Source organism: Paracoccus sp. J39, assembly GCF_000518925.1.
GTDB lineage: Bacteria > Pseudomonadota > Alphaproteobacteria > Rhodobacterales > Rhodobacteraceae > Paracoccus.
Genome location: NZ_JAEN01000023.1, coordinates 1 through 23,812 on the forward strand (window position 1 = coordinate 1; position 23,812 = coordinate 23,812).

The following is a 23,812-nucleotide window of genomic DNA, read 5'->3' on the forward strand; positions in this document are numbered from 1 at the left end:
CAGCAACCAGCAACCAGCAACCAGCAACCAGCAACCAGCAACCAGCAACCAGCAACCAGCAACCAGCAACCAGCAACCAGCAACCAGCAACCAGCTCATTGTTGTCGAAGGGGCGTGTTCGCGGCGGCATTCCTTCGTAGCGCCCCGGGCCTGCGGAGTTGTTGGCCAAGGGCATGTCTGGCAGCCGCGCCTCTCGCGGCCTTGACCTCGGCGGCGATCCGCGGATGCTGGCCGGGATCCTGACGGAGTCCCGCCCATGTCCGACGACCCCGCCGCCCGCCCTCCTTCGCCCAGCACCGCTGGCGACGGCGGCGCCCCTGATCGCCGCGGCGGCAGCAGCAGCGACGCCAACGCCCCCGGCATCGCGCAGCCCGACAGTCCCGAACCCGGTGCGGTTCGCCCCGGCTCCCGTCCGACCGGCCCGGAGGTCGTCGGCTTCACTCCGCCGCCGCTGCCCGGTCCGGCGCGGATCGAAGGCGGCCATGTGCTGCTGGAGCGGCTGGACCACCGGTGCCATGCCGGGGATCTGTTCGCAGCCAATCAGGGCCAGGACTGGGTCTGGGACTATCTGGGCTATGGGCCCTTCGTCGATCTTGCCGCCTATCGCGACTGGCAGGCCGAGATGGCCGCCAAGAGGGATCCGTATTTCTATGCCTTGCGCGACCGCGTCTCGGGCAGGGTGGGCGGGCTGGCCGCCTTCCTGCGCATCGATCCCGCCAATGGCGTGATCGAGATCGGCCATATCGAGATCGCGCCCGCGATGCAGCGCACCCCCGCCGCGACCGAGGCGATCTCGCTGATGATCGGCTGGGCCTTCGATGCGGGCTACCGCCGGGTCGAGTGGAAATGCGATGCGCTGAACGCCCCTTCGCGCCGGGCCGCATTGCGCTACGGCTTCACCTTCGAGGGGATCTTCCGCCAGCACATGATCTATAAGGGGCGCAACCGCGACACGGCCTGGTTCGCCATCATCGACCGCGACTGGCCGCGGCTTGCCGGCGCGCATCGGGCATGGCTTGCGCCCGGAAATTTCGATGCCGAGGGCCGGCAGCGGCAAAGCCTCTCGGCGCTGACCGCAGGCTGACGGCTCAGGAAATCCGCGCCGCGGCCAGCCTGTCCTGCACCAGCCCGCTGATGCGCGCCAGATCGGTGGCCAGGGCCTGCCCCCGGGCATGGTCGCGGGCCAGCGCCGTCGCCGCATCCTCAAGCGTCCGGTCATGCGCCGAGCGCGCAACCCCCGCCAGGAAGCGCGCGATATAGTCGATGGCCGCCGTGTCGTCCGCCTGGGACAGCACATCGGCGACATGGGCCAGGTCGTCGCGCAGCGCCTCGGGATCGGCGGCGATCATGTCGTCGGGCAGCACGCGCAGGCCCGGAGGGCGCGCCTCGGGCGGCAGGGCGGCCAGGATCGCCTCCTGGAATGCGGCGAGGCTTTCGATGGGCTTCGTCAGGAAACCGTCCGCCCCGGCCCGCATCACCGCATCCCGATTCGCCGGATCGCCCGAGATGCCGAGGATCACCGGCACCCGCGGCAGCGCCCGGGCGATGGTGGCGATCATGTCCGCGCCGTCGCCGTCGGGCAGGCCCATGTCGACGATCACCGCGCCGGGGCGATAGGTCTGCAGATGCCGCAGGGCCGAACGGATGCTGTCGGCCCGACGGATGCGCGCGCCGGAGCGCAGGCACAGCAGGCGCACCGCCTCGGAGGCGACGCGCGAATCCTCGACCACCAGCACCGTCAGGCCGGTCAGCGGTCGGTCGGGCAGGGTGGCCCGCCAGGTGGGGAATTCTTCCGCACCGATCCTTTCCTGTTCCATCTCGCAAAATCCTAACTGGGAATCACCGTCTGTCCCCGAGGATTGCGCGATTTCCCTAAGAAGCGGTTAACGGCGCTTTCTTTTCCTTTCCCCCGCCGCCTTGTGGTCCTAGAAGGGCGCAAACGACGGAGGAAGTGATGATCGGACGCCTGAACCATGTCGCCATCGCCGTGCCCGACCTGAAGGCGGCGGCCGCGCAATATGAAAACAGCCTTGGCGCCAGGGTCGGCGCGCCGCAGGACGAGCCCGACCACGGCGTCACCGTCGTCTTCATCGAACTGCCGAACACCAAGATCGAACTGCTCTATCCGCTGGGCGAGAACAGCCCGATCAGGGGCTTTCTGGACAAGAACCCCTCGGGCGGCATCCACCACATGTGCTTCGAGGTCGAGGACATTCTGGCCGCCCGCGACAAGCTGAAAGCCGAAGGCGCGCGCGTGCTGGGCGATGGCGAGCCCAAGATCGGCGCCCACGGCAAGCCGGTGCTGTTCCTGCATCCCAAGGATTTCAACGGCTGCCTGATCGAGCTGGAGCAGGTCTGATGAGTCTGACCGGGGGCATCGTGCTTTATGCCGTGCTGTGGTTTCTGGTGCTGTTCGTGCTGCTGCCGATCGGCCAGCAGTCGCAGGCGGATGTCGGGCAGGTGACGCCGGGCACCCCGGCCGGCGCCCCGCACGAGCCGAAGCTGAAGAAGAAGATGCTGTGGGCGACGCTGATCGCCGCGCTGATCTGGGGCGCGATCGCCTATGTCATCATCGGCGGCATCATCACCCGCGCCGATCTGGACGCCTGGACGCGCTGATATGGTAAAGGTGGGTGAAGCCCGCCGCCGCCAGCACCGGAACGACCACGTTCAGCACCGGCACGGTCAGGAGAGCCGCGATCAGCACCCCCAGCGTGGTGGCCTGCGCCGTCAGGCCGCGGCGCAGGGCGGTCGCTTGCGGTTCGTGCAGGTGGCGGCGCGCCGCCATCTGGAAGAATTCGCGTCCCAGCAGCCAGCCGTTGCCGCCATAGAACAGCACCGAAGCCAGCGGGCCGAGGAAGGGCGTCAGCACCAGCGTCGCCAGCGTGACCAGGATCACCGCGCCCATGACGGCCAGCGATTCCCAGAGCCCGTCCCAGAAATCGACCGGCAGGCCCTTGGCGGAGGGGTAATGCGTTTCCTCGACCGCCTCGGCGACCTGCTCGGCGAACAGGCCCGAAAAGCCCGCCGCCACCGGGATCATCAGGAAGATGCTCATCAGCGGAAACAGCAGCAGCGAGCTCCAGGACAGGGCCGGGGCCAGGGGGACAGCGCCGATCCAGGGCAGGGTCAGCGTCTCGGGCGCGAAGGCGCGGATGGCCCAGAAGGCCCCGGCCTGCAGCGCCGCGAACAACACCAGCGTCAGCGCCACGCCAAGCGCCACCACGCCGAAGATGCGCGGCCGCAGCAGGTCGCCCCAGGCCAGGACCAGCGCGCGGATCACCATCTAGAGGAACGTCGTCTTGGCCGCGACATCGGGGCGCGGCCGCTCGGGCGGGGTGGCGCCGCGCTGGCCGATATGGATCAGGCCGACGATGCGCTCGTCCTCGCCGATGCCCAGATGCGCGCGGGCGAAACCCGGCTCGGCGGCCGGGCCGGTCAGCCAGGCTGCGCCATAGCCCGCCGCCAGCGCCGCATTCAGCAGCTCCAGGCAGACCGCCCCGGCCGAAAGGAACTGCTCCCATTCCGGGATCTTGGGGTTGTCGACCGGGGCCGAGACCACCGCGACGATCACCGGCGAGGCGAAGGCCGAGCGGGCCTTCTCCACCGCCGCGTCGTCGCCGCCCCCCTCGGCGACATGCTCGGCCAGCACCGGGGCCAGCCGGTCCAGCGTGGCGCGTTCCAGCACCACGAAGCGCCAGGGCTCCAGCTTGCCGTGGTCGGGGACGCGGGCCGCCAGCTCCAGCAGGTCCATCTGCTCGGCGCGCGAGGGGGCCGGCCCGCCGAGCAGCTTCGGCGGATGCGAGCGGCGGCGGCGCAGGAAGGCCAGGGTGGCGGGGTCGGCATGTTCCATTCGGTCCTCGTCGGGTTCGCGCATGTCCTGGTCCCAGATAGCCCTGCAGGCCCGGCAGCGCCAGCCGGCATTGCCTTTTTCGCCGCGCCCGGCTTCAAGGGGGCATGACCGACCTGAGCCATCTTGCCCGGCCCGGCGCCGAAATCGCCGTGCGCGTCACCCCGCGCGCCTCGCGCAACGCGGTGATCCTGGACGGAGAGACGATCCGCGTCACCGTCACCACGGTGCCCGAGGACGGCAAGGCCAATGCCGCCGTGGTCAAGCTGCTGGCCAAGGCGCTGGGGGTGGCCAAGTCGCGGCTGGTGCTGGTGCGCGGCGCCACCGCCCGCGACAAGCTGTTCCGGCTCGATCAGCCGCGCTCCAGCCGGTAGTTGCCCTCGGGCAGGTTCAGCGCCGCCCGCAACTCCTCGAGCTGCTCGATGGTCATGACGATCTGCGCCAGCTCGCCGGTGTCGGGGTCGAACTGTTCGATCACCACCCGGTCGTCGAAGCTCTGGATGACCACGTCCTCGTTCAGCGGCCGCGTTCCGGCTTCGGCCTCGGGAAGTTCGTCGATCAGGGTGATGACGGTGGCGTCGAAATCGTGCTCGATGGTGAACATGGCAGTTCTCCCGTTCAGCTTTTCTCAACAATCGCGTGATATTGCGGCCGGGGCAAGCCCGGGGCTTGGCGCGGGCCGAAAGGGACGGCTAGAGTGGCGCGAACAACTGATGCAGGGGCAGGCGATGGCAAGGATGTGGCAAGCGGCGGCGGCGATCGTGCTGGTCCTGGCGGGCTGTGTCGCGCCCGTGCCGCAGCCGGGCGGACCGCAGCCCGGCGCGCCGGACGTCACCATCACCCCGGCGCCGGATACGCCGGCCAATGCACCCGCCTCGGCCCGCGCCTTCATTTCGGTGATCAGCCGCATGGAGCCGGCGGTCGAGCGCGAATGCCTGGTCCGCCGCACGCAGCCGATCAATTGCGATTTCCAGTTCGTCGTCGATGACCGCCAGGGGCTGGAACCGAACGCCTTCCAGACCGTCGATGCCAGCGGCCGGCCGATCATCGGCTTCACCCTGTCGCTGATCGGCGAGGCGCGCAACGCCGACGAGCTGGCCTTCGTCGTCGGGCATGAGGCCAGCCACCACATCCTGGGCCATATCAACCGCAAGACCAGCGCCGCCACCATGGGAGCGGTGATCCTGGGCGGGCTGGCCAGCGCCTATGGCGGCAATCCCGAGGCGATTCGCAGCGCCCAGGATTTCGGCGCCCAGTTCGGGGCCCGCTACTATTCCAAGGAATGGGAACTCGAGGCGGATTATCTGGGCGCGATCATCGCGCTGAACGCCGGATTCGACCCCGAGCACGGTGCGCTGTTTTTTGCCCGCATCCCCGATCCGGGTGATAAAATTCTGGGCACTCACCCCCCGCGCAGCGCAAGAATGGGGCAGGTCGCCCGCGCCGTGGCCGACTACCGGGCAGGCCGGGTGCGATAGTCCGACGCTGTTGCATTGCTGCATCGGTCTTGTTTTGCCTCTGGAAATCCCCGATTTGTCCAGGAAATCCCGGCTAGTACCATGCAGTTGCGCCACCGCTGCGGGGAAAAGGATCGATTTGTCTGCATGACCCGACGTCAAACTGAACGGTTCCGCCAAATTTTGCTTTCATAGGCGAGAAACTGCCGATAGTTTCCGTTCTGGGTTGTGCTGCCTCCCTTATTATCGGGCGGATTTGGTTTAGGAGCTTTCATGATCGGCGTCATTCTGTGGAGCAGTCCGGCCAAGGAGAAGGCTGTGATCTGGTGCGAGGATCATGGTGCCCTGGCCTATCTGCAAGGATCCGAAAATCTGGCAATATCATCCGAATGGCCCGAGGCGGGCGATCTGGTCGAGCTCGAGGTCGAGCTTCTGGCCGATCTGCGCCATGCCCGCGCCGTCAGCCTCGTGGCCGGCAACCGACGGTCGGAGCTTCCGGACCTGTTGCGGGGCATGGGCGAGAAGCCCGACCGCAACCGGCCGGTCCTGCGGGTGATCTCGAATCGCGAATCGGAAACGCTGGAGCGGCCGCTGAAGCTTGCGGCCGCCCGCTAGGTCCGGTCAGGCGCCGCGCGCCAGGGCCGCGACGCCGGTGCGCGCCTGATCCGACAGGCCCAGGGGGCGCATCAGCTCGGCGAAGGCGTCCAGTTTCTCGGGCGTGCCGGTGATCTCGAAGACGAAGCTCTCCAGCGTCGAATCGACCACGCTGGCGCGGAAGATCTCGGCGATCCGCAGCGCCTCGACCCGCTTGTCGCCCTTGCTCGTGACCTTGAACAGGCCCAGCTCACGCTCGACGCAGGGACCCTCGACGGTCAGGTCGTGCACGTCGTGGACCGGCACGATGCGGCCCAGCTGCGCCTTGATCTGCTCGATCACCGCCGGCGTGCCGCGGGTCACGATGGTGATGCGTGAGCGGTGGCCCAGATGGTCGACCTCGGCCACGGTCAGGCTGTCGATGTTGTAGCCCCGCCCGGAAAACAGCCCGATGACCCGCGCCAGCACCCCCGGCTCGTTCTCGACCAGCACCGCGAGGGTGTGGCTTTCGATGGTCTGGGCGTTCGGGTCGCGCAGGTCATAGGCCGAATGGCTGGATGCGCCCTTCTGGATGTTCAGTGCCGCCATGTTCTTCTCCTAAACTCAGACCAGTGCCGCGCCGGCGCCGGTGATGGCGCCTTCCGTCGAGGCCTCGCCCAAGAGCATCTCGTTATGCGGCTTGCCCGAGGGGATCATCGGGAAGCAGTTCTCGTGCTTCTCGACCAGAACGTCCAGGATGAAGGGGCCGTCATAGTCGATCATCTCCTGGATCGCCGCGTCCAGGTCGGCCGGGTCGGCAACCGTGCGCCCGCCGCAGCCGAAGGCCTCGGCCAGCTTCACGAAATCCGGCAGGCTTTCCGACCAGCTCTGGCTGTAGCGTTCGCCATGCAGCAATTGCTGCCATTGCCGGACCATGCCCAGGCGTTCGTTGTTCAGGATGAACTGCTTGACGGGCGCGCGGAACTGCACCGCCGTGCTCATTTCCTGCATGTTCATCAGCCAGGACGCCTCGCCGGCGACGTTGATCACCAGCGCCTCGGGATGCGCGACCTGCACGCCGATCGAGGCCGGCAGGCCATAGCCCATGGTCCCCAGCCCGCCCGAGGTCATCCAGTGGTTCGGGTCCTCGAAATGCAGGAACTGCGCGGCCCACATCTGGTGCTGGCCGACCTCGGTGGTGACATAGGGGTTGCGTCCCGCCGTCAGCGCCTGCAGCCGCTGCAGGGCGTATTGCGGTTTGATGACCTTGTCCGAATTGCGATAGGCAAGGCAGTTCCGCGTCTTCCACTGCTCGATCTGCGCCCACCATTTCCGCAGGCCCTCGGCATTGGTCTTGCGCCCGCGGGATTTCCAGATCTTCAGCATGTCCTCGAGCACATGGCCGACATCGCCGACGATGGGCAGGTCGACATGGATTACCTTGTTGATCGAGCTGGGGTCGATGTCGATCTGCGCCTTGACCGAGCCGGGGCTGAAATCCGCCACCCGCCCGGTGATGCGGTCGTCGAAGCGCGCACCGACCGCGATCATCAGGTCGCAGTCATGCATCGCCATATTGGCCTCGTAGAGGCCATGCATGCCCAGCATGCCGATCCAGCCCTTGCCCGAGGCCGGATAGGCGCCCAGCCCCATCAGGGTCGAGGTGACCGGAAAGCCCGTCGCCTCGGCCAGCTCGCGCAGCAGCTGGCTGGCGCCGGTGCCGGAATTGATCACCCCGCCGCCGGTATAGAAGATCGGCCGCTCGGCCGTCTCCATCAGCTCGACCAGCCGGGTGATGGTGGCCGGATCGCCCTTTTTCGCCGGCTGGTAGCTGGGCGTCTCGATCTGCTTCGGTCCGACATAGTCGCCGGTGGCGAATTGCACGTCCTTCGGGATGTCGATCAGCACCGGCCCGGGCCGGCCCGAGGTCGCGATGTGAAAGGCCTTGTGGATCGTCGCCGCCAGCTCGTCGGTCTCTTTCACCAGCCAGTTGTGCTTGGTGCAGGGGCGGGTGATGCCGATGGTGTCGGCCTCCTGAAAGCCGTCGGTGCCGATCAGGAAGGTCGGGACCTGCCCGGTCAGCACGACCAGCGGGATCGAATCCATCAGCGCATCGGTCAGGCCGGTGACGGCATTGGTCGCCCCAGGTCCCGAGGTGACCAGGACGACACCCGGCTTGCCGGTCGAGCGGGCATAGCCCTCGGCCATGTGGACGGCGCCCTGCTCGTGGCGGACCAGGATGTGCTTGATGTCGTTCTGCTGGAAGATCTCGTCATAGATGGGAAGTACCGCCCCGCCCGGATAGCCGAATACCGTATCGACGCCCTGATCGCGCAGAGCTTCGATAACCATCCTTGCACCCGTCATCTGTCGGGACATGCCCATTCTCCATTTCTGAACCAAACACGCGGCAGGCGGAAACGGCCCCCCTGCTGCGTCGCGGAAAACTATGGGCGCGGCGCGGCGGGGTCAATGGCGATTGTCCAAGAAAATGACGCGTGGCCGCGAATTCTTGAAATATTCTTACCGAGTTTGCCCTGTTTCGGTAATCATCTCCGGCTGGAGGGAAGGTTGATGCGCGCGACCTGCTCGACGATCGGGTCGATGGACAGCGGATGGATGTCGGAGGTGTGCTGCGCGGGGTCGCCGATCGGCTGCCAGACCCCGCCCTTGTAGATCTCCAGCGCCGAGAACTTGGCCTTGTAATCCATCTTCCGGCTGCCGGGCACCCAATAGCCCAGATAGACGAAGGGCAGGCCGGCGCTGCGCGCCAGCTCGATATGGTCCAGGATGATGTGGGTGCCCAGGCTCATGCTCTCCAGCGCCGGGTCGTAGAAGCTGTAGACCAGGCTCAGCCCGTCATCCAGCACGTCGGTCAGGCAGACCGCCACCAGCCGGTCGCTGCCGGGCGGGGGCGGGGTTTCGCTGCTGTCGCCCTGATGCGTGCGATATTCGATGACGCGGGTGCGGACCGGCGTTTCCTCGATCATCGCGGCGAATTCGAAGATGTCCATGTCGGCCATGCCGCCATCGGCATGGCGCTCGTCCAGATAGGCGCGGAACAGTTCATATTGTTCCTCGGTCGCCCAGGCGCTGGTGGCCAGCCGGCGCAGATGCGCATTCTTGCGCGCCACCCGGCGCTGCGTGCGCGAGGGGCTGAACTCGGCCACCCGGATGCGGGCCGACATGCAGGCGACGCAGCTTTCGCAGCTGGGGCGATAGAGCACGTTCTGCGAGCGGCGGAAACCCTGGCGCGACAGGGCGTTGTTCAGCTCGTTGGCCGAATCGCCGGCCAGCGCGGTGAAGAGCTTGCGCTCGGCCCGGCCATGCAGATAGGGGCAGGGCTGCGGTGCCGTCACGTAGAATTGCGGCGCATGAGGCAGACTGTGCCGCATCAGCCGCGCCCCCGGGATCTGGGGCGCGCCGCGCCCTGGGGCGCATGCGGTCGGGTCACTCTCATGTCGGCGCGCATCGGCGGCGGCTTGGGCTCTGCTGTCAGTTGCACTCGGGCAGAGCCTAGCAACAGTTCCTCCCCGCGCCAAGCAGGGAAAACCGCAAGAATTGAACGCTCCGGTGCAGCAGCGCGGCATTGACGCGGCGCAGGCGGCGGCTAGGCTCTGGACATGGATTTCGCCGCCCGCATCACCCGCCTGCCCATTCCCGTCGATCCCGCCCGCGGCCTTTCGGCGCTGCAGGCGACCGGCATCGCCGATCCCCGCCTTGGCGACTTGATCCGGGGCGCCGCCGGCTGCAGCCCCTATCTGGCGGGGCTGGTCGAGCGCGAGGCCGACTGGCTGCCCGGGGCGCTGGCGCATGAGGATGTCGTCGCCCGCGAAACCGCGGGGTTCGAGACGCTTTCCGCCGACGCCCTCGGCCCGGCGCTGCGCCGGGCCAAGCGGCGGGTGGCGCTGTGGACGGCGCTGGCCGATCTGGGCGGCGTCTGGCGGCTGGAGCAGGTGACGGGGGCGCTGACCGACCTGGCGGATCGGGCCGCGGACCTGGCGCTGCGCGTCCATGTCGCCGCCGAGCGGGCGCGCGGCAAGCTGCCCGAGACCGAGGCCGATGCCGGCGGCATCGTCGCGCTCGCCATGGGCAAGATGGGCGCCGGAGAGCTGAACTATTCCTCGGACATCGACCTGATCGTGCTTTACGACGACAGCGCCTATGCCCGCGACGACCAGCACGAGGCCCGCGCCAGCCTGATCCGCGCCACCCGCAAGGCGGCGGCGACCATCTCGGACAATACCGACCAGGGCTATGTCTTCCGCACCGACCTGCGGCTGCGGCCCGATGCCGCGGTGACGCCGGTCTGCATCTCGATCTCGGCGGCGCTGGCCTATTACGAGGCCGAGGGCCGCACCTGGGAACGCAGCGCCTATATCAAGGCGCGGCCCTGCGCCGGCGACCTGGCGGCGGGCACGCGCTTCCTGCGCGAACTGCGGCCCTTCGTCTGGCGGCGGCACCTGGATTTCGCCACCATCCAGGACGCGCATGACATGCGGCTGCGCATCCGCGAACACAAGGGCCTGCACGGCCGCATCGAGGTGCCCGGCCACAACATGAAGCTGGGGCAGGGCGGCATCCGCGAGATCGAGTTCTTCACCCAGACCCGCCAGCTGATCGCCGGCGGCCGCGACCCGGACCTGCGGGTGCGCGGTACGGTCGAGGGGCTGGCGCGGCTGGCCGAAAAGGGCTGGGTGCCCCCCGACGTGGCCGAGGAGCTGACCGCGCATTACCGCGAGCATCGCGAGATCGAGCATCGCATCCAGATGGTGAACGACGCCCAGACCCATGCGCTGCCGAATTCGGCCGAGGGGCTGGAGACCATCGCCCGGATGATGGGCGAGGCCGATACCGCCGCCTGGTCCGCGCGCCTGGCCGGCCGCCTGGCGCGGGTCGAGGCGCTGACCGGCGATTTCTTTGCCCCCGGCGAGCAGCGGGCGCGCCCGAAGCTTCCGCCCGAGGCCGAGGCGATGGTGGAACGCTGGCGCAGCTACCCGGCCCTGCGCTCGGCCCGCGGCCGCGAGGTTTTTGCCCGGATCGAGCCCGACCTGCTGACCCGCCTGACCGCCGCCGCCCATGCCGGCGAGGCGCTGGCCCGCTTCGACGCCTTCCTGGCCGGGCTGCCGGCCGGGGTGCAGCTCTTCTCGCTCTTCGAGGCCAATCCGCAGCTGATCGAGCTGATCGTCGACATCTGCGGCACCGCGCCCGGGCTTGCCGCCTATCTGGCCCGCCACCCCGAGGTGCTGGACGCGGTGCTGGGCGGCAGTTTCTTCTCGCCCTGGCCGGGCGCGGCCGGGCTGGGCCGCCAGCTCGACCAGCTGCTGGCCTCGGCGCTGACGGCCCCGAACGGCGGCTATGAACAGGCGCTGGATGCGGCACGGCGCTGGGCGCATGAATGGCAGTTCCGCATCGGCGTGCATCACCTGCGCAGCCTGATCGGCGCCGAGGAGGCGGGCGGCCAATATGCCGACATCGCCGATGCGGCTGTGGCGGCGCTGTTCCCGGTCGTCGCGGCGGAATTCGCGCGCCGGCACGGCCCGCCGCCGGGCCGCGGAGCGGTGGCGCTGGGCATGGGCTCGCTGGGGGCGCGGCAACTCAATGCCGCGTCGGATCTCGACCTGATCGTGATCTATGACGCCGCCGGGCAGGACAGTTCGGAGGGGCCGAAGCCCCTGGCGACGCGGGCCTATTACGCGCGGCTGACCCAGGCGATGATCACCGCGATCTCGGCGCCGACCTCGGCCGGGCGGCTTTACGAGGTGGACATGCGGCTGCGTCCCTCGGGGCGGCAGGGGCCGGTCGCGACCTCGGTTCAAAGCTTTCGCGACTACCAGATGACCGAGGCCTGGACCTGGGAGCATCTGGCCCTGACCCGTGCCCGGGTGATCGGCATCTGCGGCGCTGATGCCGCGGCGCTGGCCGAGGAGGTCGAGGCGCTGCGCGTCGAGGTGCTGCAGAGCCGCGGCGGCGATCCGCGCGTCCTGCCGGACCTGGCCGGGATGCGGGCCCGCATCTTCGCCGCCAAGGCCCCGGACGGCGCCTGGGAGGCCAAGATCGGTCGCGGCCGGTTGCAGGACATCGAGTTGCTGGCGCAATGTTTCGCGCTGCGCGCCGGCTCGGCGGCGCGCGCGGCGCAGGCGCAGCTGCGGGCCGGTCCGCGCGCCGGTCTGGTCCGGCGCGAGGAGGCGGAAAGGCTTGCCGCGGCCCGGCGCTTCCTGTGGAACCTGCAATGCGCCGGCCGGCTGCTGACCGAGAAGCCGCTGGACATGGACAATCTCGGCAAGGGCGGGCAGGCCTTCCTGCTGCGCGAGACCGGCTGCGATACGCTTGAGCACCTTGCCGCCCGGCTGGCCGAGACGGTCGAGACGGCGGGCGGCGTCATCGACGGCATTCTGGCCGGGGTGGAGGCGCGGGCCGCTGCGGGATAGCCCCGGGGCAGCCGGCCCCGGAGCGGGCCGCCTGCAATCGATCTGGGCTCCTGCGGCCTGGAGGTCCTTGAGGCACGGGTCCTTGCCGAAGATGGCACACCGGCTTGGCCGCGGCCGGTCCTTTGTGCGGTTAAGCCTAGCCCACCTCGCCCAGCACGGGCACCAGTCGTTGCAGCCGCCCCCCGTCGGAAGGTTGCGCGGCCGAATCGGCTTCGGCCCCGTTCTGCAGCGGAATCAGCCGGCCCGGTTTCGCCACGGGCCCGGTCTCGGGCGTCTCGTCCTGGCCGGCGTCGAAGATGCCGTGCTGGGTCTTGTCCCAGTAGAAGGGCTTCGCCACCACCTCGTAGATCGCCTTCCAGGCGGCCAGGCAGCCGAGCGGGAAATACAGGTGCAGCGTCGGTACCCAGGGCAGCAGATGCCGATGCCGGCGCCCGCGCACCGCCCAGCAGCCGATGGCGATGTTCAGCAGTTCCGACGCCACGAACAGCGTGAACAGCAGGGCTATGGCATTACCGCCCAGCAGGCCCGCCAGCACGCCGCGCATCGGATGCGGCAGGCCGAGGCTGAGCAGCCAGAAGCTCCACAGCACCGGCGCCAGCAGATATTGCGAGACCGAGGCGAAAAGCTGCACCTGCAAGCCGATGAAGCGCCGTGCGCCCAGGTCGCGCCACAGCGCCACCGGGTCGCGCATATGCACGCCCCAGGTCATGGCGAAGCCCTTGAGCCAGCGCGACCGCTGCTTGACCCAGGGGACCAGCCGGCAATTCGCCTCTTCATGGGTCACGGTGTCGAGCATCCGGGTGCGATAGCCGCGCCGGGTCAGGCGCACGCCGAGGTCGGCGTCCTCGGTGACGTTCCAGGCATCCCAGGCGCCGACCGCCTCCAGCGCGTCGCGGCGGAAGAACAGCGTCGTTCCCCCAAGCGGCACCACCAGATCCAGCGCCGCCGCCCCGGCCAGCGTGCCGCGAAACCACGAGGCATATTCGATGGTGAAGGCGCGGGCCAGCCAGTTGCTGCGCGGGTTGTAATAGTCCAGCACCCCCTGCAGGCAGGCCACGTCGGGGGGCGCGAAATGGAAGCCGCGCGCGACCTTGTGCAGCTGGTCGGGCTCGGGCCGGTCCTCGGCATCCCAGACGCCGATGATCGAGCCGCGGCAGAAGTTCAGCGCATAGTTCAACGCCCTCGGCTTGGTGCGGATCGGGCCGTCCGGCACCTTGACCACGCGCAGCCAGCGCGGCAGCCGGGCGTCCTCCAGCGCCTCGCAGGTCACCCGGTCGGTTTCCTCGACCACGATCAGGATGTCCATCAGCTCGCGCGGGTAGTCCAGCCGCGACAGCCGGCCGATCAGCTTGTCGGCGATGTCGGCCTCGGCGAACAGCGGCACCATGACCGAGATTACCGGCAGCGGCGCCGTCATCTCGGGGCGCGGGGCGGCGGCGCGGGCCACCGCCTGGGCCTGCATGCGGTCGCGCCGGTGCTGGCGCAGGATGGCGCCGAAGGAGAACAGCTTCAGCGTGGCCGAGGCGATCAGCGTCAGCACCGCCCAGCCGGTCAGCAGCACGATCACCGCCAGCGGCGCCAACAGCAGCCCCAGCGCCGCCGCCGCGATCACGGCCCCGGCGATTCGGCCGAAGCGGCGCTCGTTGCGGGTGCGGCAGCTTTCCTGCGCGGGCACCCGTGTCTCGGCCTGGCGGATCAGCGCGGTGCGGCGCAGGGCCAGGATCGCCTCGCGCGCGGCGTTTTCGGAGCAAAGCAGCATACGCACGGCCCCGAAGCCGGCGGGCAGGCGGGGGCGCAGCGCCTCGAAATCCTCGGGCCGGGCGGTGGCGATGAAGGTCACGCCGCCGACCCGCCGCCAGGGCACCCACCCCCTCGGCCAGGCAGAGCTGGGCGCCCATGGCATCCACAAGGCGCGGATCGGGCGGCAGCGCCTTGAGGTCCAGCACGCTGCTGCGCCATTGCCGGGACAGGGCGCGGGTCAGCGCCTCTTCCTGCACCCAGCCGTTTGCCAGCAGGATCTCGCCCAGCCGCGCCTGCTGGCGGCGGCGCATGACCACGGCCTTGAGCAGGTCGCGCGGATCGACCGCGCCGTCTTCGATCAGGATCTGGCCAAGCAGGCGCAGGTCGCGTGGCGCGACCACCGTCGCTGCGGGCGCGGCGGGGACGGCCGGGGCCGGCCCGGTCGAAAGGGGCTTGATGAGAGCGGTGCGGGCCATAGCGCGATTCCCGGTCCAGGTCATTCCGACCCGATCTCTGCCATGCAGAGGGTTAAGAACGGGTTAACCGCGCCGGCTTTTTGCCGGGATCAGGCGCGGCGGGCGCGCATGGCCTCGGTGAAACGCTCGAACAGATAGGCGCTGTCCTGCGGGCCGGGGCTCGCCTCGGGGTGATACTGCACCGAGAAGACCGGCCGGTCCGCCACCCGCAGCCCGCAATTCGAGCCGTCGAACAGGCTGACATGGGTCTCGATCACGCCCTCGGGCAGGGTCTGGGCATCGACGGCGAAACCGTGGTTCATCGAGGTGATCTCGACCTTGCCGGTTTCCACGTCCTTGACCGGGTGGTTGGCGCCGTGATGGCCGTGGTTCATCTTGATGGTGCTGGCGCCAAGCGCCAGCGCCAGCATCTGGTGACCCAGGCAGATGCCGAAGATCGGCAGGTCGCGGCCCAGCAGCTCGCGGATCATCGGCACGGCATATTCGCCGGTCGCGGCCGGATCGCCGGGGCCGTTCGACAGGAACACGCCCTCGGGATCATGCGCCAGCACCTCCTCGGCGGTGGCGGTGGCGGGCAGGACCGTCACCTCGGCGCCGCTTTGCGCCAGCGAGCGCAGGATATTGCGCTTCGCGCCGTAATCGACGGCGACGACGCGGAAAGGCTTCTTTTCCTCAGACCGGCCGAAGGTTCCGGGCCAGGACCAAAGCCCCTCGTCCCAGCGATAGCTTTGCCGGCAGCTGACTTCTTTCGCGAGGTCCAGGCCGACGATGCCCTGCCAGTCGCGCGCCTTGGCGACCATGGCGGCGATGTCGAAATTGCCCTCGGGATCATGGGCCAGCACCACATGCGGCGAGCCCTGCTGGCGGATTGCGCGGGTCAGGCGGCGGGTGTCGACGCCGCCGATGCCGATGCGGCCGCGCCGCGCCATCCAGTCCACCAGATCCGCGCTGGCGCGCCAGTTCGAGGGCTCGGTCGGGTCCCATTTCACCACGATGCCCGAGGCGACGGGCTCGGGCGCCTCGTCGTCCTGCTCGGTCACGCCGGTATTGCCGATATGCGGGAAGGTGAAGGTCACGATCTGGCTGGCATAGGAGGGATCGGTCATGATCTCCTGATAGCCGGTCATCGCGGTGTTGAAGACCAGCTCGGCCACCACTTCCCCGACCGCGCCGAAGCCCTGGCCGTGGAACACGGTGCCGTCGGCAAGCGCAAGACATGCGGTCGGTTTCTGGGGCATCGTCACTCTCCGGGTAAATCGGCGGGAACCTAGGTAAAGGGCGGGCGGGCGTCAAGGCGGGAACCGGCGGCGCGCGGAACTTTGACGGGTGGCCGGGGTTGAGGGCACGGCTTGACGGCGAGGGCGAAGCCGGGCACCACCCGGCGGAATTCATTCAGCGAGGATCACATGGGACTGCGCGAGCGTATTCTGGCCGACACCAAGGAAGCGATGAAAGCCAAGGAAGCGGCGCGGCTCTCGACGCTGCGGCTGATCTCGGCTGCGATCAAGGACCGCGAGATCGCCGCCCGCACCGAAAGCGGCGACGAGGCCGGGCTGAGCGAGGCCGACCTGACCGCCATCCTGTCCAAGATGGTCAAGCAGCGCCAGGAATCGGCCAAGGCCTATGAAGAGGGCGGCCGGCTGGAGCTGGCCGAGCGCGAGCAGGAGGAGATCAGGGTGATCCAGTCCTATCTGCCGCGCCAGCTGGACGATGAGGAAACCCGCGCCGCCATCGACAAGGCCATCGCCGAGCTGGGCGCCGAGTCGATCCGCGACATGGGCCGGGTCATGGCCGAGCTGCGCAGCCGCCATGCCGGGCAGATGGATTTCGGCGCCGTCGGGCCGATGGTCAAGGACCGGCTGATGAAGTGAGCTGATTCTCGGGCCTCGCCGGGTCCGAGCATCGCCGCAGCCTGCCCGCGCATAGCTTTCGCGGCCCGAGACTGATACAATTATTCTTCCGATGGGCAAAAGCTCGCGCGTGGCGCGGGTTTTTGTTTACAGTCGCCCCGACTCGCCGCCAAAGACGCGAGTCGAGGGCGCCGGCGCGGCGCGGCCATCAGGAGGACGGGCGATGAAGGCATTGGTGCTGGAAGAAAAGGGCAAGCTGTCGCTGCGGGATTTCGACATCCCCGCCACGCTGGGCCCCAGGGACGTGCGGATCAGGACGCATACGGTCGGGATCTGCGGCTCGGACGTGCATTATTACACCCATGGCAAGATCGGGCATTTCGTGGTCCGCGAGCCGATGGTGCTGGGGCACGAGGCGTCCGGCACGGTGATCGAGGCAGGGGCCGAGGTCACGCATCTGAAGCCCGGCGACCGGGTCTGCATGGAGCCGGGGATTCCCGACCCGACCTCGCGCGCCGCGAAGCTGGGGATCTACAACGTCGATCCCGCGGTGACCTTCTGGGCGACGCCGCCGGTGCATGGGTGCCTGACGCCCGAGGTGATCCATCCTGCCGCCTTCACCTACAAGCTGCCCGACAATGTCAGCTTCGCGGAAGGCGCGATGGTCGAGCCCTTCGCCATCGGCATGCAGGCGGCCTTGCGGGCGCGCATCCAGCCGGGCGACATCGCTGTCGTGACCGGGGCCGGCCCCATCGGCATGATGGTGGCGCTGGCCGCGCTGGCCGGCGGCTGCGCCAAGGTGATCGTCGCCGATCTCGCCCAGCCCAAGCTGGACATCATCGGCGCCTATGACGGCATCGAGACGGTCAACATCCGCAACCGCCCGCTGGCCGAGGCGGTGGCCAAGGCGACCGACGGCTGGGGCGCCGACATCGTCTTCGAATGCTCGGGCGCCGCGCCGGCGATCCTGTCGATGCACCAGCTTGCACGTCCGGGCGGCGCCGTCGTGCTGGTCGGCATGCCGGTCGACCCGGTGCCGGTGGACATTGTCGGGCTGCAGGCCAAGGAGCTGCGGGTCGAGACCGTGTTCCGCTATGCCAATGTCTATGACCGCGCCATCGCGCTGATCGCCTCGGGCAAGGTGGATCTGAAGCCGCTGATCTCGGCCTCGATCCCCTTTGCGGACAGCATCGCCGGTTTCGACCGTGCCGTCGAGGCGCGCGAGACCGACGTGAAGCTGCAGATCGTCATGCCGGAGTAAGCGCCATGTATCTGGGACTGGACCTGGGCACCTCGGGCATCAAGGCGATGCTGGTGGACGAGAGCTTCGCGACCGTCGGCGTCGCCCATGCGGCGCTGACCGTCAGCCGCCCGCATCCCGGCTGGTCGGAACAGGCGCCGGCCGACTGGATCGCCGGGGCCGAGGCCGCCATCGCCACGCTGCTGCGTGAGCATCCGCGGGAAATGGCGCGGCTTCAGGCCATCGGCCTGTCGGGACACATGCACGGGGCGACGCTGCTCGACGCTTCGGACCGGGTGCTGCGGCCCTGCATCCTGTGGAACGACGGCCGTTCGGGCCCGCAATGCGCCGAACTGACCGCGCGCGCCGACTTCCACGGCATCGCCGGCAACCTGGTCATGGCGGGCTTTACGGCGCCGAAGCTGCTGTGGGTGGCGCAGAACGAGCCCGCGATCTTCGAGCGGACCGCCAAGGTGCTGCTGCCCAAGGATTACCTGCGGCTGTGGCTGACCGGCGAGCATGTGGCCGAGATGTCGGATGCGGCGGGGACGTTGTGGCTGGACGTGGGCAGGCGCGACTGGTCGGATGTGCTGCTGGCCGCGACCGGGCTGACGCGCGCCCAGATGCCGCGGCTGGTCGAGGGCAGCGATGTTTCCGGCCATCTGCGCGCCGATCTGGCCGAACGTTGGGGCATCCCGCGGGTGCCGGTGGCGGGTGGCGGCGGCGACAATGCCGCCACGGCCTGCGGCATGGGGGTGATGACCCCCGGCACGGGCTTCCTGTCGCTGGGCACCTCGGGCGTGCTGTTCGCCGCGACCGAAACCTATGCGCCGAACACCGGCGACGCGGTGCATACCTTCTGCCATGCCGTGCCGGACACCTGGCACCAGATGGGGGTGATCCTGTCGGCGACCGACAGCATGACCTGGCTGTCCGAGATCACCGGCAAGGCGGTGCCCGACCTCGCCGCGCTGGTCGGCGAGGTGACCGCGCCCTCGCCGGTGCTGTTCCTGCCTTACCTGTCGGGCGAGCGGACGCCGCTGAACGATCCCGACGCGACCGGCGCCTTCCTGGGCCTGCGCCGCGCCACCGGGCTTGCCGATCTGGCGCAGGCGGCGATGGAGGGCGTGGCCATGGCCTTTGCCGATTGCGTCCAGGCGCTGCGCAAGGCCGGCACGCCGATCGAGGCCGCCTATGCGGTGGGCGGCGGCGCGCGCTCGCGGGCCTGGCTGCGAATCATGGCCTCGGCCACCGGCCTGACGCTGCTGGAGCCCGAGGACGGCGATTTCGGCGCGGCCTTCGGGGCCGCCAAGCTGGCCGCGGCCTGCGCCACCGGCGACATTTCCGAGCGCATCTTCGCCAAGCCCGCTGTTCGCGCGGAGGTTGTTCCTGATGCCGGATTGGCGGATGCCTATGCGAAAAAGTATGAGGCTCATCATGCCGCTTATCCGCGTTTGCGGGATCTGGCCATCCCTGCCGTCCAATAGCGACAACAATGGGTTTTCTTCGGAAAGCAGGCCAATGTCGCTGCAGCGCGGCATGGAACTTCTGCCATGCAGCATGAGCCGGCGCCGCCGCCTGCCGTCCGCTTCTTCAATTCCCGCGCGATTGCGGTCAAAAAAGTATCGGTATTTTTCCCGCGCTGATGTGGATCGCGGCACGGCTTGAAGCCTATGGTTGCTGAACGTCCGCGGCGGTTCACTCAGGCTCGGCGACGGGCAGGGGAGGAAGGCGATGCAACCCGATCTGGAACTGGTCCACATCCGCAAGGGCGAATCCTTCGCCGCGTGGATGCATGGCTATCCGTTCCGCACGGTGCGCTGGCATTATCATCCCGAATACGAGATCCATCTGGTCGTCGCCACCTCGGGCACCTTCTATATCGGCGACCATGTCGGCAGCTTCCGGCCCGGCCAGTTGATCATGACCGGCCCGAACCTGCCGCAGAACTGGATCAGCGACATCCCCCCGGGCGAGATCGTGCCGCTGCGCTCGCTGGTGATCCAGTTCCCCGAGCCCTTCATCGAGGATGCCTGCGCCGCCATGCCCGAGATGGAGGCGCTGCGCCCGCTTCTGGACCGCTCGCGCCGCGGCCTGCTTTTCGACGACGCGACCAGCGCCCGCGTCCGCCCGCTGGTCGAGCGGCTGATCGAGGCGCAGGGCATCCGCCGCCTGGCGCTGTTCTGGGAGATCCTGGACATCCTGGCCAATGCCTCGGAATACGAGGTGCTGGCCAGCCTCAGCTTCGAGCTGGACCTGACCCGCACCCATGACGGCGGCATCAACCGCGCGCTGGCCTATCTGCGCGAGCACCTGACCGAGCAGGTCGAGGAGGGCGAGCTGGCCGAGATGGTCGGGCAAAGCCAAAGCGCCTTTTCCCGCGCCTTCAAGCGCCATACCGGCACCACGCTGGTGCGCTATCGCAACCAGCTGCGCGTCGACCTGGCCTGCCAGATGCTGCTGACCGATCCCGACATCAAGGTGGCCGAGATCTGCTACGAGGTCGGGTTTTCGAACCTGTCGAACTTCAACCGGCATTTCCTGAAGCTCAAGGGAATGTCGCCCTCGCAGTTCCGCGCGACATTCGCGGCCCAGAAGGCGCTGGTCATGGCGGACTGACAAGGACCGACATTGCGAATTTCACCAATTCGGGCGGCGCGGCGCCGCCCGGAGACGCGCAGGCTTTGCCTGCTTTCATCCAGATGGGAGGGAACCCTGATGAAATCGAAACTTCTTACCGCCTCGGCCGCGCTGGCGCTGCTGGCGGCCCCGGCTCTGGCGCAGGACAAGCTCAAGATCGGCATGACCTTCCAGGAGCTGAACAACCCCTATTTCGTGTCCATGCAGGAGGCGCTGAAGGAAGCCGCCGAAAGCCTCGGCGCGGATGTGGTGGTGACCGATGCCGGCCATGACGTCGCCAAGCAGATCTCGGATGTCGAGGACATGCTGCAGCAGAACATCGACATCCTGCTGCTGAACCCGACCGACAGCGCCGGGATCGAGGCCGCCGTCCATGCCGCCAAGGCCGCCGACGTCACCGTGGTCGCGGTCGATGCGAACGCCAACGGCCCGGTGGACACTTTCGTCGGCTCGAAGAACCGCGATGCCGGCTACATGTCCTGCAAGTATCTGGGCGATGCGCTGGGTGGCCAGGGCGAGGTCGCGATCCTCGACGGCATCCCGGTCGTGCCGATCCTGCAGCGGGTCGAGGGCTGCAAGGCGGCGCTGGAAGAATTCCCCGAGATCACCCTGGTCACCACCCAGAACGGCCGCCAGGACCGCTCGGTCGCGCTGGGCGTGGTCGAGAACATGATCCAGTCGCATCCGAACCTGGCCGGCATCTTCTCGGTCAACGACGGCGGCGCCATGGGCGCGCTGGCCGCGATCCAGGGCTCGGGCAAGGACATCAAGCTGACCTCGGTGGACGGTGCGCCGGAAGCGGTGCAGGCCATCGCCGCGGGCGGCCCGTTCATCGAGACCACCGCGCAATTCCCGCGCGATCAGGTCCGCGTCGGCCTGGCCATGGCGCTGGCGCAGAAATGGGGCGCCCGCGTGGTGCCGAAGGAAGTGCCGATCGACGTCATGGTCGTTGACGCCGAGAACGCTGCCGAGTTCAGCTGGTAAGGGTTCCTCCCCGCGCCCGCCCCCGCATGTCGCGGGGGCGGGGCATTTCCCAGCCATTCAGGAGGGCATCATGCTGGAACTGAACGGAATCCGAAAAAGCTTCGGCAAGATCGAGGTCCTGCACGGCGTCGACATGCAGGTCCGCGCCGGCGAGGTCCATGCGCTTCTGGGCGAGAACGGCGCCGGCAAGTCCACGCTGATGAAGATCCTTTGCGGCATCATCCAGCCCAGCGAGGGCACGATCCGCATCGAGGGGACCGAGCGCCATTTCGCCGATTACGACCAGGCCATCGCCGCCGGCATCGGCATCGTGTTCCAGGAATTCAGCCTGATCCCCTATCTGGACGCGGTCGAGAACATGTTCCTGGCGCGCGAGATGCGCGGACCGCTGGGGATGCTGGACCGCAAGGCGATGCGCAAGCGCGCCGCCGAGATCATGCGCCAGCTGGCCGTCGACGTGGCCCTGGACGTGCCGGTGCACCGCCTGTCGGTGGCCGAGCAGCAATTCGTCGAGATCGCCAAGGCGCTGTCGCTCAATGCCCGCATCCTGGTGCTGGACGAGCCGACCGCGACCCTGACCCCCTCCGAGGTCGAGCACCTGTTCAAGGTCATGCGCGAGCTGCGCAAGCAGGGCGTGGCGATCATCTTCATCTCGCATCACCTCGAAGAGATCTTCGAGATCTGCGACCGCATCACAGTCCTGCGCGACGGCGAATTCATCGGCTCCTGCGCGGTTTCCGAGGTCGATAACGACCGGCTGGTCGAGATGATGGTCGGCCGGCGGATCGAGAACAACTTCCCGCCCAAGCCCGCTGCCAACCCTTCGGCCCCGGTGGTGGTCGAGGTCGAGGAGGTGCAGCTGAAGAAGGGCGGCCCCGTCTCGCGCTTCGCCCTGCGCAAGGGCGAGATCCTGGGCTTTGCCGGGCTGGTCGGCTCGGGCCGCACGGAAACCGTGCTGGCCATGCTGGGGGCATACCCGGCCCAACGCTGCAAGGTCAGGGTGGACGGGATCGAAAAGCGCTTCCGCGGCCCGGACGAGGGGCTGGCGCATGGCATCGGCCTTCTGCCCGAAAGCCGCAAGGAGCAGGGGCTGATCACCAGCTTCTCGATCCTGCAGAACGTCTCGCTGAACAATTACGGCAAGTATCGCAAGAACCACTGGTTCATCGACCTCAAGAAGGAACTGGCCGCGACGCAGGCCGCCATGGCGCAGGTCCGCGTCAAGGCGCAGGGGCCGCATGCCCGCGTCGACACCCTGTCGGGCGGCAACCAGCAAAAGGTCGTCATCGCCCGCTGGCTGAACCACGACATGCAGGTGCTGATCTTCGACGAGCCGACGCGCGGCATCGATGTCGGCGCCAAGGCGGAAATCTATGCGCTGATGCGCGCCTTCACCGAGAAGGGCGGCGCCATCATCATGATCTCGTCCGAACTGCCCGAGGTGATCGGCATGTCCGACCGGGTCTGCGTGTTCCGCTCGGGCGGGATCGTGGCCACGGTCGAGGGCGAGCAGATCGATTCCGAAACCATCATGACCCATGCTACGACCGGGAGAGTTGAACATGTCGCATGACGCAAACACCGGCGCGGCCGGGAAAACCGGCGGCTTCTCGTTTGGCCGCCTGCTGCATTCGCCCCTGGCGCTGCCGCTGATCGGGCTGATCGTCGTCTCGATCCTGATGGGGCTGGCCAGCGACAATTTCTTCAGCCTGAACAATATCCTGAACGTGCTGCGGCAGGTGTCGGTCGTCGGCATCCTTGCGGTCGGCATGACCTTCGTGATCCTGACCGGCGGCATCGACCTGTCGGTCGGCGCGGTCATGGCGCTGGTCGGCACGCTGAGCGCGGGGATGATGGTCAACATGGGCCTGCCCGCGCCGGCGGCGCTGCTTGTCGGGCTGCTGATCGGCCTGGGCATCGGGCTGGCGAACGGCGTGCTGGTCGCCTGGGGCCGGATGCCGGCGATCATCGTGACGCTGGCCACCATGGGCATGGCGCGCGGCCTGGGCCTGATCTATTCCGGCGGCTATCCGATCAGCGGCATCCCCAGCTGGATTTCCTGGTTCGGGGTGGGGCGCATCGGCGTGGTGCCGGTGCCGGTCATCATCATGGTGGTGATCTATGCCGTGGCCTGGGTGCTCTTGCAGCGCACCGCCTTCGGCCGCCATGTCTATGCGCTTGGCGGCAACGAGACCGCGGCGCGGCTTTCCGGCGTCAAGACCCAGCGCGTCAAGCTGGCGGTCTACGGCATCTCGGGCCTGACCTCGGCGCTTGCCGCGGTGATCCTGACCGGGCGGCTGATGAGCGGCCAGCCCAATGCCGGCCAGGGCTTCGAGCTTGACGCCATCGCCGCCGTGGTTCTGGGCGGCACCGCCATCTCGGGCGGGCGCGGGCTGATCCTGGGCACGTTGATCGGCGCGGTGCTGCTGGGCATCCTGAACAACGGTCTGAACCTGATGGGCATCAACCCCTATCTGCAGGACGTCATCAAGGGCGCGATCATCCTGCTGGCCATCTATATCGGGCGCGAATGGCGCTGAGCCCCGCCCAACCCATTCGAAAGACAGGAGA

Annotated in this window: 22 protein-coding genes and 1 pseudogene; 14 read left to right on the top strand and 9 right to left on the bottom strand. The window is 68.3% G+C overall.

Going from position 1 to position 23,812, the window contains the following annotated elements:
- Nucleotides 1-256: 256 nt before the first annotated feature.
- Nucleotides 257-1,084, top strand: a complete 828-nt coding sequence (locus tag L632_RS23060) for a GNAT family N-acetyltransferase (protein WP_084637779.1) — start codon at nucleotides 257-259, stop codon at nucleotides 1,082-1,084.
- A 4-nt stretch (nucleotides 1,085-1,088) separates the two neighbouring features.
- Here L632_RS23060 and L632_RS0117695 read toward each other — a convergent pair whose 3' ends face one another.
- Entirely contained in the window at nucleotides 1,089-1,817 is a 729-nt protein-coding gene (locus L632_RS0117695; protein ID WP_028712001.1) for a response regulator, read from the bottom strand.
- 137 nt (nucleotides 1,818-1,954) lie between these two features.
- On the opposite strand from L632_RS0117695, the gene mce reads away from it, so the two are divergent.
- Together mce and L632_RS0117705 are read left to right on the top strand one after the other, a co-directional pair.
- Entirely contained in the window at nucleotides 1,955-2,359 is a 405-nt protein-coding gene (gene mce, locus L632_RS0117700) for a methylmalonyl-CoA epimerase (RefSeq protein WP_028712002.1), read from the top strand.
- Nucleotides 2,359-2,619, top strand: coding sequence for a DUF1467 family protein (locus L632_RS0117705; protein WP_028712003.1), 261 nt, complete (start codon nucleotides 2,359-2,361; stop codon nucleotides 2,617-2,619). Before mce ends, L632_RS0117705 begins: the two co-directional genes overlap by 1 nt.
- On the opposite strand, the gene L632_RS0117710 is transcribed toward L632_RS0117705, so the two are convergent.
- Together L632_RS0117710 and L632_RS0117715 are read right to left on the bottom strand one after the other, a co-directional pair.
- Nucleotides 2,585-3,286: an EI24 domain-containing protein gene (locus L632_RS0117710; RefSeq protein ID WP_028712004.1), complete on the bottom strand. Its 702-nt coding sequence runs from the start codon at nucleotides 3,284-3,286 to the stop codon at nucleotides 2,585-2,587. The genes L632_RS0117705 and L632_RS0117710 overlap by 35 nt on opposite strands.
- The gene (locus tag L632_RS0117715) at nucleotides 3,287-3,853 is read right to left on the bottom strand and encodes a nitroreductase (RefSeq protein WP_028717294.1); all 567 of its coding nucleotides are present in this window, start codon (nucleotides 3,851-3,853) and stop codon (nucleotides 3,287-3,289) included.
- A gap of 104 nt (nucleotides 3,854-3,957) precedes the next feature.
- Here L632_RS0117715 and L632_RS0117720 point away from each other — a divergent pair, with 104 nt between their 5' ends.
- A complete protein-coding gene (locus L632_RS0117720) occupies nucleotides 3,958-4,224 on the top strand; it encodes a DUF167 domain-containing protein (RefSeq protein WP_028712006.1) in 267 nt (88 codons plus the stop codon).
- Here L632_RS0117720 and L632_RS0117725 read toward each other — a convergent pair.
- Entirely contained in the window at nucleotides 4,203-4,454 is a 252-nt protein-coding gene (locus tag L632_RS0117725; protein WP_028712007.1) for a hypothetical protein, read from the bottom strand. The genes L632_RS0117720 and L632_RS0117725 overlap by 22 nt on opposite strands.
- Before the next feature lie 124 nt (nucleotides 4,455-4,578).
- Here L632_RS0117725 and L632_RS0117730 point away from each other — a divergent pair, with 124 nt between their 5' ends.
- Both L632_RS0117730 and L632_RS0117735 read left to right on the top strand, forming a co-directional pair.
- Nucleotides 4,579-5,328 carry a M48 family metalloprotease gene (locus tag L632_RS0117730; protein WP_028712008.1) on the top strand — a complete coding sequence of 250 codons (750 nt, stop codon included), beginning with the start codon at nucleotides 4,579-4,581 and terminating at the stop codon, nucleotides 5,326-5,328.
- Nucleotides 5,329-5,580: 252 nt separating this feature from the next.
- Nucleotides 5,581-5,922: a hypothetical protein gene (locus L632_RS0117735; RefSeq protein WP_028712009.1), complete on the top strand. Its 342-nt coding sequence runs from the start codon at nucleotides 5,581-5,583 to the stop codon at nucleotides 5,920-5,922.
- 6 nt (nucleotides 5,923-5,928) lie between these two features.
- On the opposite strand, the gene ilvN is transcribed toward L632_RS0117735, so the two are convergent.
- The 3 genes from ilvN to L632_RS0117750 all read right to left on the bottom strand — a co-directional run bounded on the left by ilvN (nucleotide 5,929) and on the right by L632_RS0117750 (nucleotide 9,275).
- A complete protein-coding gene (gene ilvN, locus L632_RS0117740) occupies nucleotides 5,929-6,489 on the bottom strand; it encodes an acetolactate synthase small subunit (protein ID WP_028712010.1) in 561 nt (186 codons plus the stop codon).
- Nucleotides 6,490-6,504: 15 nt separating this feature from the next.
- Nucleotides 6,505-8,259, bottom strand: coding sequence for an acetolactate synthase 3 large subunit (locus L632_RS0117745; RefSeq protein ID WP_028712011.1), 1,755 nt, complete (start codon nucleotides 8,257-8,259; stop codon nucleotides 6,505-6,507).
- A gap of 170 nt (nucleotides 8,260-8,429) precedes the next feature.
- Nucleotides 8,430-9,275, bottom strand: a complete 846-nt coding sequence (locus L632_RS0117750) for an arginyltransferase (RefSeq protein ID WP_028712012.1) — start codon at nucleotides 9,273-9,275, stop codon at nucleotides 8,430-8,432.
- Nucleotides 9,276-9,503: 228 nt separating this feature from the next.
- Between L632_RS0117750 and L632_RS0117755 the strand changes: the two genes are divergently transcribed.
- A complete protein-coding gene (locus L632_RS0117755) occupies nucleotides 9,504-12,311 on the top strand; it encodes a glutamine-synthetase adenylyltransferase (protein WP_028712013.1) in 2,808 nt (935 codons plus the stop codon).
- A 136-nt stretch (nucleotides 12,312-12,447) separates the two neighbouring features.
- Here L632_RS0117755 and L632_RS23065 read toward each other — a convergent pair.
- Together L632_RS23065 and carA are read right to left on the bottom strand one after the other, a co-directional pair.
- Nucleotides 12,448-14,527 (bottom strand): annotated as a pseudogene (locus L632_RS23065) (glycosyltransferase family 2 protein).
- An 89-nt stretch (nucleotides 14,528-14,616) separates the two neighbouring features.
- The gene (gene carA / locus L632_RS0117765) at nucleotides 14,617-15,765 is read right to left on the bottom strand and encodes a glutamine-hydrolyzing carbamoyl-phosphate synthase small subunit (RefSeq protein WP_028712015.1); all 1,149 of its coding nucleotides are present in this window, start codon (nucleotides 15,763-15,765) and stop codon (nucleotides 14,617-14,619) included.
- Nucleotides 15,766-15,933: 168 nt separating this feature from the next.
- Here carA and L632_RS0117770 point away from each other — a divergent pair, with 168 nt between their 5' ends.
- From L632_RS0117770 to L632_RS0117800, 7 genes are all read left to right on the top strand, one after another.
- Complete coding sequence (locus L632_RS0117770) at nucleotides 15,934-16,398, top strand: GatB/YqeY domain-containing protein (protein WP_028712016.1); 465 nt, start codon at nucleotides 15,934-15,936, stop codon at nucleotides 16,396-16,398.
- 202 nt (nucleotides 16,399-16,600) lie between these two features.
- On the top strand, nucleotides 16,601-17,638 hold the full coding sequence (locus tag L632_RS0117775; RefSeq protein WP_028712017.1) for an NAD(P)-dependent alcohol dehydrogenase: 1,038 nt from the start codon (nucleotides 16,601-16,603) through the stop codon (nucleotides 17,636-17,638).
- A 5-nt stretch (nucleotides 17,639-17,643) separates the two neighbouring features.
- Nucleotides 17,644-19,104 (top strand): xylulokinase, encoded by a 1,461-nt coding sequence (xylB, locus tag L632_RS0117780; protein ID WP_028712018.1) that lies wholly within the window; start codon nucleotides 17,644-17,646, stop codon nucleotides 19,102-19,104.
- 247 nt (nucleotides 19,105-19,351) lie between these two features.
- Nucleotides 19,352-20,236 carry an AraC family transcriptional regulator gene (locus L632_RS0117785; protein WP_028712019.1) on the top strand — a complete coding sequence of 295 codons (885 nt, stop codon included), beginning with the start codon at nucleotides 19,352-19,354 and terminating at the stop codon, nucleotides 20,234-20,236.
- A 99-nt stretch (nucleotides 20,237-20,335) separates the two neighbouring features.
- Nucleotides 20,336-21,241: an ABC transporter substrate-binding protein gene (locus L632_RS0117790; protein WP_028712020.1), complete on the top strand. Its 906-nt coding sequence runs from the start codon at nucleotides 20,336-20,338 to the stop codon at nucleotides 21,239-21,241.
- 70 nt (nucleotides 21,242-21,311) lie between these two features.
- Nucleotides 21,312-22,814 carry a sugar ABC transporter ATP-binding protein gene (locus L632_RS0117795; RefSeq protein WP_028712021.1) on the top strand — a complete coding sequence of 501 codons (1,503 nt, stop codon included), beginning with the start codon at nucleotides 21,312-21,314 and terminating at the stop codon, nucleotides 22,812-22,814.
- Nucleotides 22,804-23,781 carry an ABC transporter permease gene (locus L632_RS0117800; protein WP_028717295.1) on the top strand — a complete coding sequence of 326 codons (978 nt, stop codon included), beginning with the start codon at nucleotides 22,804-22,806 and terminating at the stop codon, nucleotides 23,779-23,781. The genes L632_RS0117795 and L632_RS0117800 overlap by 11 nt, the downstream gene beginning before the upstream one ends.
- Nucleotides 23,782-23,812: the final 31 nt, after the last annotated feature.

What these genes read in the sequence shown, in the direction of transcription:
- L632_RS23060 (WP_084637779.1), top strand. Translation starts at nt 257, where the DNA reads ATGTCCGACGACCCCGCCGCCCGCCCTCCTTCGCCCAGCACCGCTGGC.
- L632_RS0117695 (WP_028712001.1), bottom strand. Translation starts at nt 1,817, where the DNA reads ATGGAACAGGAAAGGATCGGTGCGGAAGAATTCCCCACCTGGCGGGCC.
- mce (WP_028712002.1), top strand. Translation starts at nt 1,955, where the DNA reads ATGATCGGACGCCTGAACCATGTCGCCATCGCCGTGCCCGACCTGAAG.
- L632_RS0117705 (WP_028712003.1), top strand. Translation starts at nt 2,359, where the DNA reads ATGAGTCTGACCGGGGGCATCGTGCTTTATGCCGTGCTGTGGTTTCTG.
- L632_RS0117710 (WP_028712004.1), bottom strand. Translation starts at nt 3,286, where the DNA reads ATGGTGATCCGCGCGCTGGTCCTGGCCTGGGGCGACCTGCTGCGGCCG.
- L632_RS0117715 (WP_028717294.1), bottom strand. Translation starts at nt 3,853, where the DNA reads ATGGAACATGCCGACCCCGCCACCCTGGCCTTCCTGCGCCGCCGCCGC.
- L632_RS0117720 (WP_028712006.1), top strand. Translation starts at nt 3,958, where the DNA reads ATGACCGACCTGAGCCATCTTGCCCGGCCCGGCGCCGAAATCGCCGTG.
- L632_RS0117725 (WP_028712007.1), bottom strand. Translation starts at nt 4,454, where the DNA reads ATGTTCACCATCGAGCACGATTTCGACGCCACCGTCATCACCCTGATC.
- L632_RS0117730 (WP_028712008.1), top strand. Translation starts at nt 4,579, where the DNA reads ATGGCAAGGATGTGGCAAGCGGCGGCGGCGATCGTGCTGGTCCTGGCG.
- L632_RS0117735 (WP_028712009.1), top strand. Translation starts at nt 5,581, where the DNA reads ATGATCGGCGTCATTCTGTGGAGCAGTCCGGCCAAGGAGAAGGCTGTG.
- ilvN (WP_028712010.1), bottom strand. Translation starts at nt 6,489, where the DNA reads ATGGCGGCACTGAACATCCAGAAGGGCGCATCCAGCCATTCGGCCTAT.
- L632_RS0117745 (WP_028712011.1), bottom strand. Translation starts at nt 8,259, where the DNA reads ATGTCCCGACAGATGACGGGTGCAAGGATGGTTATCGAAGCTCTGCGC.
- L632_RS0117750 (WP_028712012.1), bottom strand. Translation starts at nt 9,275, where the DNA reads ATGCGGCACAGTCTGCCTCATGCGCCGCAATTCTACGTGACGGCACCG.
- L632_RS0117755 (WP_028712013.1), top strand. Translation starts at nt 9,504, where the DNA reads ATGGATTTCGCCGCCCGCATCACCCGCCTGCCCATTCCCGTCGATCCC.
- carA (WP_028712015.1), bottom strand. Translation starts at nt 15,765, where the DNA reads ATGCCCCAGAAACCGACCGCATGTCTTGCGCTTGCCGACGGCACCGTG.
- L632_RS0117770 (WP_028712016.1), top strand. Translation starts at nt 15,934, where the DNA reads ATGGGACTGCGCGAGCGTATTCTGGCCGACACCAAGGAAGCGATGAAA.
- L632_RS0117775 (WP_028712017.1), top strand. Translation starts at nt 16,601, where the DNA reads ATGAAGGCATTGGTGCTGGAAGAAAAGGGCAAGCTGTCGCTGCGGGAT.
- xylB (WP_028712018.1), top strand. Translation starts at nt 17,644, where the DNA reads ATGTATCTGGGACTGGACCTGGGCACCTCGGGCATCAAGGCGATGCTG.
- L632_RS0117785 (WP_028712019.1), top strand. Translation starts at nt 19,352, where the DNA reads ATGCAACCCGATCTGGAACTGGTCCACATCCGCAAGGGCGAATCCTTC.
- L632_RS0117790 (WP_028712020.1), top strand. Translation starts at nt 20,336, where the DNA reads ATGAAATCGAAACTTCTTACCGCCTCGGCCGCGCTGGCGCTGCTGGCG.
- L632_RS0117795 (WP_028712021.1), top strand. Translation starts at nt 21,312, where the DNA reads ATGCTGGAACTGAACGGAATCCGAAAAAGCTTCGGCAAGATCGAGGTC.
- L632_RS0117800 (WP_028717295.1), top strand. Translation starts at nt 22,804, where the DNA reads ATGTCGCATGACGCAAACACCGGCGCGGCCGGGAAAACCGGCGGCTTC.